This window comes from Mammaliicoccus sp. RAM2 (assembly GCF_045897195.1).
GTDB lineage: Bacteria > Bacillota > Bacilli > Staphylococcales > Staphylococcaceae > Mammaliicoccus > Mammaliicoccus sciuri.
This window is the reverse complement of the sequence record NZ_JBJNWI010000001.1, coordinates 507,088-524,185: the sequence shown is the minus strand read 5'-3', so window position 1 is coordinate 524,185 and position 17,098 is coordinate 507,088. Positions and strand designations below refer to the sequence as shown.

Below are 17,098 nucleotides of genomic sequence, written 5' to 3'. Positions count from 1 at the left end.
TGAATTATGATTATAACGATAATATTAAACATTGTATTTAGTTTTGGTACGGCTTTCTTATTTGCTTTATTATTTAATTCACCTAAATATTTATTAACCCCTGCTGGTATAGTTGGTGCCATAGGGTGGGGTGCTTTTCAAACGGGTATGATGGTTAATGGTTCTGACGTACAATCTTCATTTATAGGCGGTTTGTTTATAGGTGTGGCAGGGCATATGATGAGTAGAAAATTCTTCTCGCCAGTTATTCTCTTTATTATTCCTGGTATCATACCACTTGTACCAGGTGGCACAGCCTATGAAGCGATTAAAAATTTAGTATTAAATGATTATCATGAAGCATTAATTACGATGATAAAAGTTGCACTTATCTCAAGTTCAATAGCACTTGGGTTACTCATAGCAGATTTATTATCGAAAGTTTACTATAAATATAAGAAACATCGACAATTAAATAAAGTTAAATAAAAAGGTTATCACGCATGTATTTGTAAATAATAAGCGTCATAACCTTTTATTTTTATTCGTAAATATATTTAAGTACTTCTAATGCTTGATCCACTGTCTCAACAGTTACATTAGCTTTGTTAGATAACTCTTTAAGCGGGTGAATTAAGTCAGTTGGTCGTATAAGTATTAACGGCTTGTTTAAAGCAATCGCCGTTGAAGCATCCATTGCTGTATTCCATTGTTTATATTTTTCACCAAATAAAGCAATGACAACATCAGCTTTATTCATTAATACTTGTGTACGAAAATTATTAATATCAGAAGCGGCATTATCTTTATAATAATTATTAGGTTGTTCACCTAAAATAGATTCGCCAATATTATCAGAACGATCATGGTTGGTTTGTGGACCAACAAACGTTAGTGGTAAATTATGTTGTTCAGCCTTCTGAGTGATTTCTTCTCTCCAATTATCATGAATTTGTCCTGCTAAATAAATCGTTAAATTTGTCATACGAATATTCACTCCTTTTTTATTAGTTTAACATATTTAAAACAATCGTTTTCTTTGATATGATTAGAAAAATATTAATAAAATAGTATGGAAGAAGGCTCTCAATATGCATACAATCGAAATAACAGCTATTCAAGAAAATGAAATAGAAGCTTTATCAACAATATGTAGAACGACTTTTAAAGATACATTTGTAGACGACATGCCACAAGAAGATATGAATCAATATTTTGAAGAAGCATACAATCATGAAACACTTTTAAGTGAATTGCAAAATAAAGAATCATGGTACTTCTTTGCCAAAATCAATCAAGAAATCGCAGGATACATGAAACTCAACATTGGATCAGCACAAACAGAACCAATGGGAGATGACTATCTAGAAGTACAACGTTTATACATGTATAAACAATTTCAGTCAAAAGGAATCGGCAGTGAACTCATGAAAAAAGCCTTTGAAATTGCTAAAGAACAACAAAAATCAAAACTATGGCTAGGCGTATGGGAGCATAATCATCAAGCACTCAACTTCTATACTAAACATGGATATAAAATAGTAGGATCTCATCAATTCGTAGCCGGTAATGACATATCAACCGATTATATCGTTGAGACAGAAATATAGTGATGAATATAATATAAGGAGGCAGAATATGCTTATATTTTTATTTATTTTAGCTTGCGGACTTTATGGTTATTATTTGGTTAACCGTAAAAGAAAAAATTAGAAAATGATATACAAAAAAGAGACCTAATTTCAGGTCTCTTTTTATTATGAAAATCGCAATAGAGATAATAAATTCTACATAAAATCTGAAAAGTAATCTCTATATTTAAAGTTAACATATGCTCCAATTACAAACGTTATTATCAGAAAAACAAAGTTATATATCACTAAATCCCAATTATTAATAAAGAACCATTCTTTATTTAGAGTCGCTGAACGGTATCCTTCAGCAAGAAAATAAATGGGGTTATATTTGATGATATTTATGACAATTTTATTATCTGGTAGATAAAGAATAGACGATACAAAAAATAACATTCTCATTAAAGCTTGTATAATCATTTGAGTGTCTCTTATGATGACGTTTAAAGTCGATGTAAATATAGCTATCGATATCGAAAGTAAAAGTGCATATGGAATAAATATTAATAATTGTATTAAATATATAGATGGTGTAAATCCAGCAATAAAGCATATTAAAGTTATAATACCCAATAGCACTAAATGACTATAAAATTTACTCACTACGATATAACTAGGTAATATTGAAATTGGAAAGTTCATTTTTGCTACTTGATGTAAAATTAATTTAAACGTAGTGAGTCATAGGTAGAATAGGTGTATTTGGGAGTGATTGCATTACAATTTTTAATCATTTTTTTATTTATCATAGGATATACTGCATTTAGCACGTGGGTACAGGTATATGGATTAAAGAGGTATAATAGAAAAGTTTCCAAAAAGCTATTTAGAATGATATTAGTAACAAATTTCGTGTTAGCGATAATATTAATCATCATCTATATCTGTTTTCCTTAATAAAGATATAGGTGCGATTTCTTCATTATTTACTCATATTGAAATGAAAGAAGTGATTAATGTTAGGAGGGGTATTTATGATTAAAATACTCTTTATATTTTCAATTGTTTTTGTAATTTATTATTTATTTTGGAAATTATACATTATCTGCGCAAAGTTTTTGAAACAACAAAGAAGAACAAAGAATAATTATATAGTAAAACATATATTACTTTCAACTGGGGAAAAGCTTAGTCACGTAGATTTAATAGTCGTACTATTGTTAACTTACTTAAGTTCTAGATAGACCATATTAAGATACTAATGCTATATTTAATGATGAATAAACAATAATCAAAAGTGTGATATTAGAGTGAAATATAATTCTATAGAAGGTGCAGGTATTGATGAAATTCAACAAAATAGCCAGTGTCGAAAGTAACTCAATTATTAGGGATCTATTTCAAAATATATTGAATATAGAAAATATAAAAGATGTTGAAGAGTATTACAGTATAACTGAAAATGAACTGTATTCTGTTAGTAATAATGAACGTATAGTAGGACTAGTGGGGTTAATCAGTACTGAACAAGAAGTTGTGATTAAACATATCGCTATTCAAAGTCACATACAGAATAAAGGGCTAGGAACTGAGATTATAAATAAAATACATCAATTATTCCCTAAACAGAAGTTAGTAGCTGAAACGGATAATGACGCAGTAGGTTTTTATATTAAACTAGGATTTAAAATTATTTCTTTAGGGGAGAAATATCCAGGAATTATTAGATATAAGTGTATCAAAGAGTTCTGAAAGATATAAAAATAAGGTGATTAATGTATATTTTAAACATGACATGATATGTATTAGATGATATAATGTAATAAATAGAAAGAATTGTTATATTTTAACATTATATCTCATCTTTATATGGAGTAGTGCTTGAACTTATTATTGGTGTTGGCTAAAAGTCGCCTATTATTTTTTATAATTCTCTAACCAATGAGAAAAGTAAGCTATTGCACATTCATATATAATGGGTGCAACGATGTGGACAAAAGTAATTACTGTAAAACCCCCTCACTATTGCACTAGTGAGGGGGTTTTAAATGCAATGTTTCATTTACTGTTAGTTTGGACTTGATTTAGAGTTTTGGTTATCATTAATTTAGAAGATGATTGTGGTAATACACATACTAATTATTTTAAAATCAAGGAGTGTTTGAATATGCTTGAGAATAAAGAGAGTTTTAGATTACTTTATCAAGCTATAAGCGAACTATCAGTTAGAATTGGTGATAATCAAATAGAGACAAACTCTGTAAGTTTATTATTATTGGATTTTGATTTTGAACATGAGGTGTTTGATAAACTTATGTTAGCTATTATGAAGTATTTGGGTAATGTAAGTTTAGATGATATAAATCATAGAGAACTTTTGGAATTGATAGATCAGACTATTCCAGAGGATAGACAATTAAATGAATTTGTGAAGAACAAAATAATTATAGGTTTTGCTAATAATTATTTTCCTGAATTACAGACTGTAGCAAATGACATAAAGAATGAAATGGGTATGTCTATTGCTAAAAGTAAATAAATTTTTTGAACATCAATGTCAATTTTACACATGACATGAAATGCAATAGGTGGTATAATGTTACTAACAAAAGCAATTGTTGTGACTCAACACCAAACCCCCTCACTACTGCCATAGTGAGGGGGTTTTATTAATGGTGTCGGCTAAACGTCGCCTTTTATTTTTTCTTACGATTCTCTAACCAATGAGAAAAGTAAGCTATTGCACATCCACATATAATGGGTGCAATGATATTGACAAAAGCAGTTGTCATTCTCAACACCTCCTCTCTATGTAGAATTACGCCATAGAGGTGGGCGACGATATAATTATATCATTATATTAAAAAATTAAAAACTTTTATTATAAAATTGTGTTTGATTTAATGTTTGTACCTAATTTTTTTGTAAACTGCATTTTGTTTTTGAATTTTTACTTAAATACTACTTTTGACAATACCGATTTTCATTATTTGTAGTTAAGGATATAATGTTTCTAATATATGATTAAATAGAATTTTAATCTATATTATGAACTAATTGTTATCTTCTATAGAAAAGGGTGAATTTATGATTATCTGGTTAAATGGGGCATTTGGTTCTGGAAAAACAACTACGGCTTTCGAATTGAATAAGAGATTATCTAAATCTTTTGTTTATGATCCTGAAAATTTAGGTTCCTTTATACGTCATAATATACCAAAGAATTTACATAAAGATAATTTTCAAGACCATGATCAATGGAGATACTTTAACTATGATTTATTAAAGTATATAGCAGAGTCATATGACGGTATAATCATTGTACCTATGACTATTATTAATATTGAGTACTACCAAGAAATTATTGAACGCTTAAAAAAAGATGGGATTCGGTTAGATCATTATATACTGTATGCAAATAAGAAAACTTTAAATAGACGTTTGAATAAAAGATTGGAATTGGGAGAAACGTTTGCTCGTGTTCAAATGGACGACTGTATTGAGTTTTTTGATAATATTGTTACAGAATATAAAATATATACAGATCAATTAAATGTTGACCAAGTTGTTAATGAAGTCGCTCAAAAGAGTCAATTAAAGCTATTAAAAAATAGAAATTGGATAAAGAGAAAACTCGATAGAATTTTAACGACATTTAAGCATATTAGATGATTAAATGTTATATTTTAAGACGAAAACCCTTCACTAATGTGATAGTGAAGGGTTTTTTGATTTATCTAATAAAGCTTTGAATAGCATCTATTAAACTGTAGACGCCTAAAAATGATACGACGAGTACGACGAATATTCCGATGATGTTCAGGACGATGCCGTTTGCAAATTTACCCATCATATTCTTCTTATTTAAGATTACAAAGATTAATATTGCGATGAGTGGTAAAATGATGCCATTTAATGCTTGTGCGATTAGTAAGACTTCTAATGGTTCGAACCCGAGTGAAGAGGTAATGATACCAATGAAAATGACGATTGCGAACACGAGTCTATACTTTTTACTTTTTACGCCACCTTTCCAACGGAGACAACTACTGATTGTTGCTGCAGCACCCATTGGAGAAGCAATTGCTGAAGATAGACCTGCTGAAAATAATCCGACACTCATGAATATAGGTGCAAAGTCTCCCAATACCGGTTTAAGTGGTTCGGATAGTTCTACTAAGCTTGTGACTTCTTTACCATGGATGAGTGTTCCTGCTGTAATCAGTATGGCAGCAGATATAAGTCCTCCTAATCCTATCGCAACAATTGTATCAATTCTTACAATTCTTAAGTCTTTAATGCCATTAAATCGTTCGTGAATGGAGCTAGCATGTATGAAGAAATTATAAGGTACAACTGTTGTACCAATAAGTGCGATAATTGTTAATAATGATCCGTTAGGTATACTCGGTATAAATGCACCTTTTAATACTGCGCCGAAATCTGGTTGAATGACAATAACTGTTGTAATAAAGATGACACCCATAATGAGCACGAGTACAGTCATAACTTTTTCTATTAAACCATAGCTACCGCTTAACCCAATTAACAAAATAACGATACCAATGACAGGGGCAATATAATTTTCTGGAATGCCAAGTAAATAGGAAGCACCTAACGACGTCCCTAATAAATCCCCAGATATGTATGCTGCACAACCAACTGCTACAGCAATCATACTGAACCAAACTGTGATGAGTTTAAGTAATTTGTGATTAAAAATATCCCGTATAGCTTCTCCTAAACCTTCATTTGTAACAAGAGCCAATCGAGCAACCATTTCTTGAAGCGCTATCGTTGCGATAATTGAGAAGACTACTGCCCAGAGTAAGCTGTATCCAAATCCAGCACCACCTTGAGTCATGGTTGTAACGGTACCAGGACCAACAAATGATGCAGTAATAATCATTCCAGGACCAAAAATACTAAACCTACTTCTTTCTCTCTTTTCAGTCATATCTTGTCATCCCTTCGTTTGTAAGGCATTAAACTTTGTTTAAAAACTTAATATGGCCGGCTAATACGTAAAGTACAGCAGTTGATACAAAGTGAGCAGAGTTTTGGTTCGCATCTTGCATTGGATAAACTTCAACAAAGTCCATACCAATAAGACCTAACTTTCCAAATTCGTAAATCATTGTTAAAAGTTCATAACTTGTTAAACCATTACCATCAACAGGTCCGCCTGGATTAAAAGCAAAATCGAGTACATCACTACAGATCGTTAAGTAAACAACATCAACATCTTTACTTGCCTGTGCATAAATATCACGCGCAAACTGACGTAAATCAGTTGTTTCTTTAATTTCATTAATCGTGATGGTAACCGCACCATTTTCTTTGGCGAATTGTCCCGTTTCAGGCTGGTTACGAGGTCCATGAATACCAGTATGAATTAAGCTTTCGTTTCGAATGCCTTCTGTTTCATATAACCTCATGAATGGTGTATTACGTGCAAATTGTTCATTTTCATAGTGAGGCATATTATCATAGTGCGCATCTAAATGAATAATGCCTACTTTTTTCCCGGTGTTCGTTAATCCTTTTAAAATCGGATATGTGATACCGTGATCGCCTCCTAAACCGACTAAAAATTTATTGGATTTCCATAAATATTCAGCAAATACTTCGATGTTCTGAACCGTTTGATCAACATCATGTGGTACGGTTGAAACATCACCTACATCCCCGATGGATAAATGCTTATGTACATCTATGTGATCTAATTCAGGTAAATATCCGCTATATCTAGCAGAAGATAATCTAATTTGTTTCGGTCCTAATTCACACCCTGTATAATCTCCCCAAGTGCAAGGTCCTTCGAAAGGGACGCCATATACGAGAACGTCTGTGGAATAATCTTTTTCTTTTGTTAAGTTTTTACCACCTAAAAAGCAAGGTGTATTGCCATAAATTCGTTCTGTCATTGTAAAAGTTCTCCTTTCAATTATTTATTCACATTATATAAAAGTAATCATTTGTTTTCAAATTTTTCTGAATATTAATTTTATAAAATGAACATATTTATTAAAATTAGTATGATTAATTTTGTAGCGTTGACAATTTTAATGGAACCGATTACAATCATATCAGGTTAATATATTTTTTTAAACCTTTTTGGTACCGGTACCAAAAAGAATGGGATAAATAAGGAGTGAAATCAATGAATTATAAAAAGGAAGCTCAGAATATTACTGAAGCAATAGGTGGTAAAGATAATATTGAAGCTATTGCGCATTGTGCCACACGATTAAGACTTGTATTAAAAGACGAGTCTCAAGTAAATGAAGACCAATTAAATGATATGGATATTGTTAAGGGGACTTTTTCAACGGGTGGGCAATATCAAATTATTATAGGTTCTGGAACGGTTAATAAAGTCTTTGCGGAAATGGAATCTTTAACTGGATTAGAGGCATCTACGACATCAGAAGTAAAAGAAAAGTCGACTAAGAAATTAAATCCGATTCAGCAATTTGTAAAAATGTTATCAGATATATTTGTTCCGATTATTCCTGCAATTGTAGCAGGTGGTTTATTAATGGGGCTTAACAATATTTTAACTGCTAAAGATTTATTTTATGATAAAGCGTCATTTATTGATGTTCATGATCAGTTTGCAAGTTTAGCCAATATGATTAATGTTTTCGCGAATGCACCATTTGTGTTTCTACCAGTTCTAATAGGGTTTAGTGCAGCGAAGCGGTTTGGAGGAAACGCATTTCTCGGTGCAGCACTTGGTATGATACTTGTACATCCTAGTTTAATGAATGGTTATGATTATCCTAAAGCTTTAGTAAAAGGCGACGAAATCCCAACTTGGGAAATATTTGGACTTTCTATCAAAATGGTTGGTTATCAAGGACAAGTGTTACCTATATTAGTCGCATCTTACATACTTGCTAAGTTAGAAATTGGATTTAGAAAAGTCATTCCTTCTACTTTAGATAATTTATTAACACCATTACTGTCATTATTCTTTACAGCATTTGTTACATTTTTAGTAGTTGGACCAGTTACACGAACTGCAGGGACATTCTTATCTGACGGTTTAACTTGGTTATATGAAACGGGTGGCGCAATCGGTGGATTATTATTTGGATTACTATATGCACCGATTGTTATTACTGGTATGCATCATAGCTTTATCGCTATAGAAACAACATTGATTGCAGATAAAGCAAATACAGGCGGATCATTTATATTCCCAATTGCAGCAATGTCTAACGTAGCACAAGGGGCAGCAACACTCGCAGCATTCTTTATTGTGAAGAATCTTAAAATGAAAGGTACTGCTTCAGCAGCAGGTATTTCTGCATTATTAGGTATTACAGAGCCAGCTATGTTTGGTATAAACTTAAAATTACGTTATCCATTTATCGGTGCAATAATAGGATCAGGTGCCGGTTCTTGTTATGTAGCTGCAACAAAAGTAAAAGCCATTGCACTCGGCACGGCGGGATTACCAGGATTTATCTCTATAGCTCCAGGTAGTTGGTTTAACTATATTATCGGTATGGCGATCGCAATTGTTGTCGCATTTGTTGTCACAATTTTATTATCTAGAAGAAAAGCATATAGAGATGTGCAATCATAATATTTGTTACGACCTCTCATTATTTCGTACAATAGAAGTAGTTATTAAATGGAGGTATTGAACATGAAATTAAATGAAATTGATGAAAATGAATTATATCCTACAGAAAAAGTTGGTCCAAGTGTATTAGGAACAATCATTTATAAAGTAGGCGAACAAAGCCAATTTAAAGGGGCATATATTACAACAAACGAACGTGTCATTATGAGCGTTGATATGAACGGTGAACCTTATAAAAGAGTATTTAGTTATCAAGACATCAAAGCTGTTACAATAGAAGATAAAGGTGTATTATTTATTGAATTCCCACAAGGAAAAGTTGCAATGATTGATATTGAAGAAGGCGACAAAGAAGCATTCAAAGATTACGTTAACAATCTCGTTCAACAATAAATAACATCGTTAAAAACCTTTCAATGAAGACCATAACAGGTCTAAATTGAAAGGTTTTTTATATACAAATGATGAAATTGATTAACCGTTATTCATGCTAATTATATTGATTTCGTTAAATATTTTATCTAGCTTTTCAAAGTCTATATCACCATCTGCTAATTCAGACCAATGTATAATTGCCGCTAAATTAGATCCATAAATAAACGGAAGTAAAGATTGAGGTAGGTGGGTAGGAGTCGTAACTTTATCAATATTATTTTTGAAATCTTTACTAAATACTTCAATGAAGTGTTTAATAAGTTCATCCATAAATGCAGTATCACTATTATCTTTTTGCTTTTCAAATACGTCACTTAGCTCACTGATAAATGCCTTCTCCATCGATTGAAAAGGATGGTGCAGACGATCGTATAAATCTAATTCAAAGAAATCTTTCGTATATTCGCTTAATGCATATTGTAAAAGATCAAACTTATCCATAAAATGCTTGTAAAATGTTGTTCTATGTATAAGAGATGCATGACAAATTTCATTTACAGTAATATCTGAGAAATTCTTCTCTTTAAGTATTGAGACTAATGTTTCTGTGAGAGCTTTTTTAGTTTTAATCACACGTAAATCCGTTTGTTTAGTCAAAATAAATTCCACTCCTTTAATATACAGTGTATGCATAAAATTCATGAAATGCAAATACTGAGTGCGTTATTAGCAGTTTTGGCTAGAAGTGCAAATAAGGAGACCAGTAATTACAATTCTCAGTAGTTTTGTAACTAACAACTCCGTTACAAACAAGTTTGGCCAGAAGTGTTCACAAGGCCATCGTTATGAACAAGTTTGGCCAGAAGTGTTCACAAGGCCATCGTTATGAACAAGTTTAGCCAGAAGTGTTCACAACAGTTTCTATAACTTATACTTATATAATAGAAGAGACTAGGTCGTTATGACCTAGTCTCTGCTTTATTATTTCGTTAACATATCTTTAAAGTATTTAGATTGTTTTTCGACTGAAATTGGATCTGAATACATAAATTCATTTCTTGGATAGTAGTATATGTGATCGTCTTTAACTGCCGGTGTATTTTTCCAAATGCTACCTTTAGTTAATGAAGAGTTTGGTGCTTTTCCATTTTCAGTTGGGATTAATAAATAATCACCAGTGTATTTATTAAAGTTCTCGAATGAAGTTGATAACCAACCTTCTTTAGGAATGTCTTTTTGTGCTGCTTCTGGATGTTTAAATCCAAATCCTTGATAAATAACTTCAGAACCTCTACCAAAGTTCTTACCGATTAATGTAAGTTCTTTAGGTCCAACTTCCATTATAGAAACTGTGCTGTCTTTGCCGATTTTATCTTTGACTTCTTTCCCATCTTTAGCCATGATATCTTCTATTTCTTTAATTTGTTCTTTAGCTTTATCTTCTTTACCTAATAATTTCCCGATTTCGATGTGTACTTCTTTAAAAGTTCGTTTACTGTGGTCGAATGGTACAGTAGGTGCTATTTTTTCATATTTTTTTATTTGTGGGTTAGCATTATAAGTAATGATTAAATCAGGTTTAAGCTTTGTAACAGCTTCAACATCTTCAGAACCAACACGTTTCCCGTCTTTATCGTCAACATATTTTGATTTAGGGAAATCAGCATCTGTTCCGACTGGATCAACACCAAGTTTTTGGAAGTTACCTTGGTTAGTTGTTAATACGACTACACGTTTTGGATTGTTAGGAATTTCAACTGTTTTACCTTCATCTGTTTTATATTTGTGACTTTTGTTTTTAGATGAGTCATCATCTTTGTTGCCACAAGCTGCTAATACAAGTAACAATGTAGCGAGGAATACAAGTAATTTTTTGGTCATTTTTCTCTCTCCTAATTGATAATTACTTTCAATTATAACATGTTATTTCTTTAAATAGTATCAATTTTTATATTTTAAATTTGTGTATTAATTGTAAATAACGCATAATATCTTTAACGATGGAGGTGATGTATCATGCATGAAATTAGAATAGAATGTCCCAAAATATTCGACTATGAAAAATGCTTAGATTATTTAAAAAGAGATGAGAATGAAGTGTTATTTGAAGTTGAAGATCATAAAATTTATCGTGCAATTAATTTAGATGGCGAGAGACTGTTGATATGTATTTATTATCATAGTCATTACTTAATTGTTGAGGTTTTAAATGATGTTTCTGTAAATCCAGCACTTACCGAAAAAATAATTGCATATATAGAAGAATGGTTTGATTTCTCAGCAGATTTATCATCGTTTTACCAATATGGCAGGAAAAATGAAATATTAAAGCCATTAATCCGTAAATTATATGGTTTAAGATTGATTAGACTTCCAAATTTATTTGAAGCTATTTCCTGGGGCATAATTGGTCAACAAATTAATTTAACATTTGCATACCAACTTAAAAAGAGACTTGTTCAAACTTATGGCGAGAAAATCACGTATAATCATAAAGCGTATTATATCCATCCAACAGTTGAAGTGATTGCGAATGTTTCAGTACAAGAGTTGATGGATTTGAAATTCTCAAGAAGAAAAGCAGAATATTTAATAGATATTGCCAAAAGAATGCATTCTCAAATGTTATCTAAAGACATGTTGATGGATATTAAGGATACGAATGAAATTGAGCGTTCACTGATTAAAATTAGAGGGATTGGTCCATGGACTGCACATTATGTTATGATGCGTGCATTAGGTGTTCAGGATGCTTTTCCAATCGGAGATGTTGGTTTACAAAACGCATTGAAAGACATCTTGAATTTAGATAAGAAACCATCTAAAGAACAAATGTTAAGTTTAAATGAAGGTTGGCATGAGTGGAGTTCTTATGCAACATTTTATATATGGCGAGCACCATATAATCAAAATTAAAGAGTTGGATTGAAATCTCTACGATAAATAGGGTATTTCATCCAACTCTTATTTTTTAGTCTAAAGTTTGTTCTTCACCATTAAAGATAAGTTTTGGTTCAATTGTTGCTTTTAAAGAATGTGCAACCGTACAATATTTATCGACACTCAGTTTTATGGAACGCTTTAATTTTTTTAAATCCACTTCACCTTCAACATCGAATGTTAATGTGACATGTTTCACTGATCGAGATGTTGTATCTTCTCTTTCATCATCTACAGTGATTTCCAATTTCGTAACTTGAGCTAAACGTTCTTTCATTAAATTGGTAACATCAATTCCAGTACACCCAGCTAAACCACTTAACATAAGTTCAACAGGAGATGGTCCATTGTCATCTCCACCTGATTCTGTTGGTGCATCAGAAATGATGTCGTGGCCAAATTTGGATTGTGCTTTAAAAGTTTTCTTACCTTGCCAAGTAGACTTAATCATTAAGCTCTCCTCCTCTTTTTTAAAATTGTATCAACTTCAAATAATATAGACTAGTAAATCGTCTTTCCCATAATTATTCATTAAAATAAAAAAATTTGTTTTTATGTCTTTTTGTTCATATTCAGTTCATATTGCCTCGTTATGATATATATATACATTAAAGAGAGAGGAACGGATAGACATGAAACTAGCACTTAAAGAACTTACTTATTACAAATTTAAATATTTACTCGTAACATTAATTTTATTCTTATTAGCATTTTTAGTGTTATTTATATCAGCGTTAGCACAAGGATTGGCTAAAGAGAATGTATCGGGAATTGAACAATGGAATAAAAGTACGTACGTAATAGCCAGTGATGCTGACAATAACTTAAGTCAGTCTAATATTACGACGAAAACTGATGAAGCTGTTAATACAATAGCTAAAGGCGACACAGTCAAAACAGCAATGCAAAAAATTGATACTAAAAGTGGAAAAACGAATTTAATGTTTACACAAATGACAAATAACATTAAACCGAAACCAACAGAAGGACATTTACCTCAAAATAAAAACGAAGTGTTATTGAATGAGAAATTAAAATCAGAAGGCTTTAAAGTAGGGGACGAAATTAAATTATCAGAAGGCGATCAATCATTTGAAATCTCAGGATTTATTGATAATATCATGTTCTCACATACATCTATGGCTTATGTAAATAAAAATGGCATGGATACATTGAAAGGTCATCATATTTCAGTCATTGCATATGACAACTTGAATGATCATCAAAAAAATGAAATCAACGATGTAGACAATGTTAAAGTCATTTCACAAGATGACATGTTAAATGCCATTCCAAGTTATAATGCTGAACAACAACCATTGAACTTGATGATTGTATTCTTATTCGTTATTTCAGCTATTGTTATCACGGCATTCTTCTATGTTATGACAATTCAAAAAACAAGCCAATTTGGTATTTTAAAAGCAATCGGTACAAAAAACAAATCACTTATCGCATCATTAATGTTGCAAATTCTGATGATCACATTAGTGGGCGTGGTCTTATCCATTGCCGTTATATTCATCATCAACAGTGTGATGCCAGTTTCAATGCCATTCTATATTGACGCAAACTTAATGATGTTAATGGTAGCCGTATTCATCGTTGTTTCATTAATCGGCGCCGTACTATCACTGATTAAAGTGACAAAAATCGAACCACTTGAAGCTATAGGAGGAGAATAATAATGGGATTAGTTGTTGAACATGTTACAAAATCATTCGGAGAAAAAGAAGCAAAAACACAAGTATTAAACGATATTACGTTTACAGCAGAAAAAGGACAGCTTGTTATTTTGAATGGCGCTTCTGGTTCAGGGAAATCTACATTACTTTCTATTATTGGTGGATTACTTGGCAAAAGCTCAGGAGAAATAACATTAGACGATTTAGATTATGTAGACTTATCAGATAAAAAATTAACAGATATGAGATTGAATCAAATAGGGTTTATCTTTCAATCATCACACTTAATACCATATTTAAATGTTACAGATCAACTTGTTTATGTTGGAGAAATGGCTGGCATGCGTAAGAAAGATGCTAAAGAAAGAGCTGAAAAATTATTAAAACAAATTGGTTTATCTCATAGACTCAAATCATATCCAAATGAATTGTCAGGCGGGGAAAAACAACGTGTTGCAATTATGAGAGCTTGGATGAATCATCCAAAAATGATTTTGGCAGATGAACCTACTGCAAGTTTAGATTCAAAACGTGCAATAGAAGTAGCAAAAATGATTAAAAATAGTGTGAAAGAAAATAATTCGATTGGTATTATGATTACACATGATGAAAGAATATTTGAATTTGCAGATAAAGTGATTAAATTAAGTGACGGAAGAATTGAGGAACAAGTATCATAATTAGGAAAAGCGGCTGGAGAATGTTAATCATCTCACAGCCGCTTTTTGTGTGCTTATTTTTTAATGAAACCTTTGAGATTTAATTTTTCTAGAATATCTGGTCTTGTTTTTTTGCTCATCATATTTTTAATTTGTTCTGACCAAGATTCTGAGCGTTTACCTTGTGTGCGTTTTTCATAATATTCTTGGATATCTTTGTCATATTGTTTAATTTGAGTAAGTTGTTGCTCTTTGTCGGCATTATATTGATTTTCGTGGAAGACATGTTCAAATGGTAAACGTTGCTTAGGTGAACCTTGATCGTCATCACTCGGTACACCGACAGCCATACCAAATAGTGGGAAGACATGCTCAGGTAAGTTTAATATCTCACTCACTCGACCAACATCGTTACGTAATGATCCTAAATAAACAATACCTAGTCCCATATCTTCAGCAGTTAAAGCAACATTCTGTGCAGCAAGTGCAACATCTATCGTACCAACGAGCAAGCCTTCAGCTGACTCAAAACTAGATTGCATATTGCCTTGTGTTTCTTGGTTAATTAAACTATGACGGTAATAATCTATCACATACACAAATAAATAACCGTTATCGACAACATGTTGTTGCCCTGATACTTCTTTTAATGCTTGTTTAATTTCTGGGTCTGTAATACCAATAATAGAATAAGCTTGAACGTAACTTGAAGTTGAAGCCATTTGTCCTGCTTTTACTAATTTTTCTACAGTCTCTTTAGAAAGAGGTTCATCTTTAAACTGTCTAACAGATCGATGCTGTTGAGTTAAGTCAAATACGCTTTGATTCATTGTGTTCAGTGCTCCTTTATAATACTTATGATATATAAATGTTATCAAAAATATTAAAAATATTCATATAAGGTGCTTTAAAGAGTAGAAAAATAAGCGTTTAGGATATCATATGACATCCCAAACGCTTATTAAGTGAAGCTTATTTAATTTTATTTAACGCTTGTTCTAAATCTTTAATAATGTCTTCACTAGATTCTGTACCAACTGATAAGCGTACTAAGTCTTTCGTAACACCTGATGCAAGTTGTTCTTCGTCTGTTAATTGTTGGTGTGTCGTACTTGCTGGGTGTATGATAAGTGATTTAGAATCACCAACGTTTGCTAATAAAGAGAATAAATTCAGTGCTTCAACAAATTCGGGAATAGCTTCTGAATCACCTTTAACACCAAATGTTAAGATAGCGCCTTGGCCATTAGGTAAGTATTTAGTTGCGAGTTCGTGATATTGATTAGATTTAAGTCCAGGATAATTAACCCAGCTTACTTTTTCGTGATTTTCTAGAAACTCTGCAACTTTTTGAGCATTTTCAGAATGACGTTCTGTTCTTAAATGTAAAGTTTCAAGTCCGATTAGGAATTGTTGTGCATTAAATGGTGATAGTGCTGGTCCAATGTCACGCAGCAATTGTACACGTGCTTTCGTAATGTATGCAGCTGCACCAACGTCATTGACATAAGATACACCATGATAACTTGGATCAGGTTCAACTAATCCAGGGAATTTGCCATTATCCCAGTTGAATTGACCACTATCTATAATCACACCACCAATTGATGTACCATGCCCACCAATAAATTTAGTCGCAGAATGAACAACGATGTCAGCGCCAAATTTAATTGGTTGTAGTAGGTGAGGCGTAGCAAATGTATTATCAACGATTAATGGAATGCCATTATCGTGAGCCACTTTAGCAACAGCTTCAATATCTAATACATCGATACGTGGGTTACCAATTGTTTCAGCGAAAATAAGTTTCGTGTTTTCATTGATTGCTGCTTCAAAATTTGCTGGGTCATCTGGATCTACAAAGTGTACTTTAATGCCGAATTTCTTTAAAGTTACAGCAAATAAATTATATGTACCACCATATAGGTTAGTAGATGCGACTACTTCAGAGCCACTTTCTGCAATATTTAATATACTCAAAGTAATGGCTGCTTGACCGCTACCAACACTTAATGCTGCTAGTCCGCCTTCTAATAAAGCGATACGTTTCTCGAATACATCATTCGTTGGGTTCATAATTCGAGAATATATGTTCCCTTCTTCAGCTAATGCGAATAAGTTCTTCGCATGTTCAGTAGATTTAAACGTATATGAAGTTGTTTGATGAATAGGTACAGCTGTAGAACCTGTTACAGGATCAGGTACTTGACCACCGTGAATTGCTAATGTCTCTTTATTCCAATTTTCTTGTGTCATTCATAATTACCTCCTTAAGTTATATATGCCATT

General features: G+C 32.0%; 22 protein-coding genes. 11 read left to right on the top strand and 11 right to left on the bottom strand.

Annotation, left to right across the window (positions count from 1 at the left end; genetic code table 11):
* Nucleotides 1-6 precede the first annotated feature (6 nt).
* Complete coding sequence (locus ACJTHF_RS02695) at nucleotides 7-468, top strand: threonine/serine exporter family protein (RefSeq protein ID WP_084755189.1); 462 nt, start codon at nucleotides 7-9, stop codon at nucleotides 466-468.
* 52 nt (nucleotides 469-520) lie between these two features.
* Here the strand turns inward: ACJTHF_RS02695 and ACJTHF_RS02690 are convergent, their stop codons facing one another.
* Nucleotides 521-964, bottom strand: coding sequence for a YtoQ family protein (locus ACJTHF_RS02690; RefSeq protein ID WP_025905009.1), 444 nt, complete (start codon nucleotides 962-964; stop codon nucleotides 521-523).
* Between the two features lie 106 nt (nucleotides 965-1,070).
* Between ACJTHF_RS02690 and ACJTHF_RS02685 the strand changes: the two genes are divergently transcribed.
* On the top strand, nucleotides 1,071-1,589 hold the full coding sequence (locus ACJTHF_RS02685; protein ID WP_084755184.1) for a GNAT family N-acetyltransferase: 519 nt from the start codon (nucleotides 1,071-1,073) through the stop codon (nucleotides 1,587-1,589).
* 177 nt (nucleotides 1,590-1,766) lie between these two features.
* Here the strand turns inward: ACJTHF_RS02685 and ACJTHF_RS02680 are convergent, their stop codons facing one another.
* Nucleotides 1,767-2,255 (bottom strand): ABC transporter permease, encoded by a 489-nt coding sequence (locus tag ACJTHF_RS02680; RefSeq protein ID WP_232156638.1) that lies wholly within the window; start codon nucleotides 2,253-2,255, stop codon nucleotides 1,767-1,769.
* A 332-nt stretch (nucleotides 2,256-2,587) separates the two neighbouring features.
* Here ACJTHF_RS02680 and ACJTHF_RS02675 point away from each other — a divergent pair, with 332 nt between their 5' ends.
* Both ACJTHF_RS02675 and ACJTHF_RS02670 read left to right on the top strand, forming a co-directional pair.
* Entirely contained in the window at nucleotides 2,588-2,797 is a 210-nt protein-coding gene (locus tag ACJTHF_RS02675; RefSeq protein WP_078355477.1) for a hypothetical protein, read from the top strand.
* A 100-nt stretch (nucleotides 2,798-2,897) separates the two neighbouring features.
* Nucleotides 2,898-3,305, top strand: a complete 408-nt coding sequence (locus tag ACJTHF_RS02670; RefSeq protein ID WP_058591674.1) for a GNAT family N-acetyltransferase — start codon at nucleotides 2,898-2,900, stop codon at nucleotides 3,303-3,305.
* 165 nt (nucleotides 3,306-3,470) lie between these two features.
* Here ACJTHF_RS02670 and ACJTHF_RS02665 read toward each other — a convergent pair whose 3' ends face one another.
* Nucleotides 3,471-3,557 carry a type I toxin-antitoxin system Fst family toxin gene (locus ACJTHF_RS02665; RefSeq protein WP_107603069.1) on the bottom strand — a complete coding sequence of 29 codons (87 nt, stop codon included), beginning with the start codon at nucleotides 3,555-3,557 and terminating at the stop codon, nucleotides 3,471-3,473.
* 163 nt (nucleotides 3,558-3,720) lie between these two features.
* Between ACJTHF_RS02665 and ACJTHF_RS02660 the strand changes: the two genes are divergently transcribed.
* Nucleotides 3,721-4,092: a hypothetical protein gene (locus tag ACJTHF_RS02660; RefSeq protein ID WP_058591673.1), complete on the top strand. Its 372-nt coding sequence runs from the start codon at nucleotides 3,721-3,723 to the stop codon at nucleotides 4,090-4,092.
* 157 nt (nucleotides 4,093-4,249) lie between these two features.
* Here the strand turns inward: ACJTHF_RS02660 and ACJTHF_RS02655 are convergent, their stop codons facing one another.
* Nucleotides 4,250-4,345, bottom strand: a complete 96-nt coding sequence (locus ACJTHF_RS02655; RefSeq protein ID WP_107603061.1) for a type I toxin-antitoxin system Fst family toxin — start codon at nucleotides 4,343-4,345, stop codon at nucleotides 4,250-4,252.
* Between the two features lie 295 nt (nucleotides 4,346-4,640).
* On the opposite strand from ACJTHF_RS02655, the gene ACJTHF_RS02650 reads away from it, so the two are divergent.
* Entirely contained in the window at nucleotides 4,641-5,225 is a 585-nt protein-coding gene (locus ACJTHF_RS02650) for an AAA family ATPase (protein ID WP_078355478.1), read from the top strand.
* Between the two features lie 61 nt (nucleotides 5,226-5,286).
* On the opposite strand, the gene ACJTHF_RS02645 is transcribed toward ACJTHF_RS02650, so the two are convergent.
* Both ACJTHF_RS02645 and ACJTHF_RS02640 read right to left on the bottom strand, forming a co-directional pair.
* On the bottom strand, nucleotides 5,287-6,510 hold the full coding sequence (locus ACJTHF_RS02645; protein ID WP_058591671.1) for an Nramp family divalent metal transporter: 1,224 nt from the start codon (nucleotides 6,508-6,510) through the stop codon (nucleotides 5,287-5,289).
* Between the two features lie 28 nt (nucleotides 6,511-6,538).
* Nucleotides 6,539-7,480: an agmatinase family protein gene (locus ACJTHF_RS02640; RefSeq protein WP_058591670.1), complete on the bottom strand. Its 942-nt coding sequence runs from the start codon at nucleotides 7,478-7,480 to the stop codon at nucleotides 6,539-6,541.
* A gap of 236 nt (nucleotides 7,481-7,716) precedes the next feature.
* On the opposite strand from ACJTHF_RS02640, the gene ACJTHF_RS02635 reads away from it, so the two are divergent.
* Nucleotides 7,717-9,150 carry a sucrose-specific PTS transporter subunit IIBC gene (locus tag ACJTHF_RS02635; RefSeq protein WP_106417421.1) on the top strand — a complete coding sequence of 478 codons (1,434 nt, stop codon included), beginning with the start codon at nucleotides 7,717-7,719 and terminating at the stop codon, nucleotides 9,148-9,150.
* 63 nt (nucleotides 9,151-9,213) lie between these two features.
* The gene (locus ACJTHF_RS02630; RefSeq protein WP_048541837.1) at nucleotides 9,214-9,543 is read left to right on the top strand and encodes a hypothetical protein; all 330 of its coding nucleotides are present in this window, start codon (nucleotides 9,214-9,216) and stop codon (nucleotides 9,541-9,543) included.
* Between the two features lie 81 nt (nucleotides 9,544-9,624).
* On the opposite strand, the gene ACJTHF_RS02625 is transcribed toward ACJTHF_RS02630, so the two are convergent.
* Entirely contained in the window at nucleotides 9,625-10,182 is a 558-nt protein-coding gene (locus ACJTHF_RS02625; RefSeq protein ID WP_058591667.1) for a TetR/AcrR family transcriptional regulator, read from the bottom strand.
* Between the two features lie 324 nt (nucleotides 10,183-10,506).
* On the bottom strand, nucleotides 10,507-11,406 hold the full coding sequence (locus ACJTHF_RS02620) for an ABC transporter substrate-binding protein (protein WP_232156636.1): 900 nt from the start codon (nucleotides 11,404-11,406) through the stop codon (nucleotides 10,507-10,509).
* 135 nt (nucleotides 11,407-11,541) lie between these two features.
* On the opposite strand from ACJTHF_RS02620, the gene ACJTHF_RS02615 reads away from it, so the two are divergent.
* Nucleotides 11,542-12,441 (top strand): DNA-3-methyladenine glycosylase family protein, encoded by a 900-nt coding sequence (locus tag ACJTHF_RS02615; RefSeq protein WP_232156634.1) that lies wholly within the window; start codon nucleotides 11,542-11,544, stop codon nucleotides 12,439-12,441.
* A gap of 55 nt (nucleotides 12,442-12,496) precedes the next feature.
* Here the strand turns inward: ACJTHF_RS02615 and ACJTHF_RS02610 are convergent, their stop codons facing one another.
* Nucleotides 12,497-12,916 (bottom strand): OsmC family protein, encoded by a 420-nt coding sequence (locus ACJTHF_RS02610; protein ID WP_048541845.1) that lies wholly within the window; start codon nucleotides 12,914-12,916, stop codon nucleotides 12,497-12,499.
* A 181-nt stretch (nucleotides 12,917-13,097) separates the two neighbouring features.
* On the opposite strand from ACJTHF_RS02610, the gene ACJTHF_RS02605 reads away from it, so the two are divergent.
* Nucleotides 13,098-14,150 carry an ABC transporter permease gene (locus tag ACJTHF_RS02605; protein WP_232156632.1) on the top strand — a complete coding sequence of 351 codons (1,053 nt, stop codon included), beginning with the start codon at nucleotides 13,098-13,100 and terminating at the stop codon, nucleotides 14,148-14,150.
* Between the two features lie 2 nt (nucleotides 14,151-14,152).
* Nucleotides 14,153-14,830, top strand: a complete 678-nt coding sequence (locus ACJTHF_RS02600; RefSeq protein ID WP_048541848.1) for an ABC transporter ATP-binding protein — start codon at nucleotides 14,153-14,155, stop codon at nucleotides 14,828-14,830.
* Nucleotides 14,831-14,883: 53 nt separating this feature from the next.
* On the opposite strand, the gene nfsA is transcribed toward ACJTHF_RS02600, so the two are convergent.
* Both nfsA and ACJTHF_RS02590 read right to left on the bottom strand, forming a co-directional pair.
* On the bottom strand, nucleotides 14,884-15,639 hold the full coding sequence (gene nfsA / locus ACJTHF_RS02595; protein WP_106417419.1) for an oxygen-insensitive NADPH nitroreductase: 756 nt from the start codon (nucleotides 15,637-15,639) through the stop codon (nucleotides 14,884-14,886).
* A 142-nt stretch (nucleotides 15,640-15,781) separates the two neighbouring features.
* Nucleotides 15,782-17,065 (bottom strand): homocysteine synthase, encoded by a 1,284-nt coding sequence (locus tag ACJTHF_RS02590; protein WP_058591663.1) that lies wholly within the window; start codon nucleotides 17,063-17,065, stop codon nucleotides 15,782-15,784.
* Nucleotides 17,066-17,098: the final 33 nt, after the last annotated feature.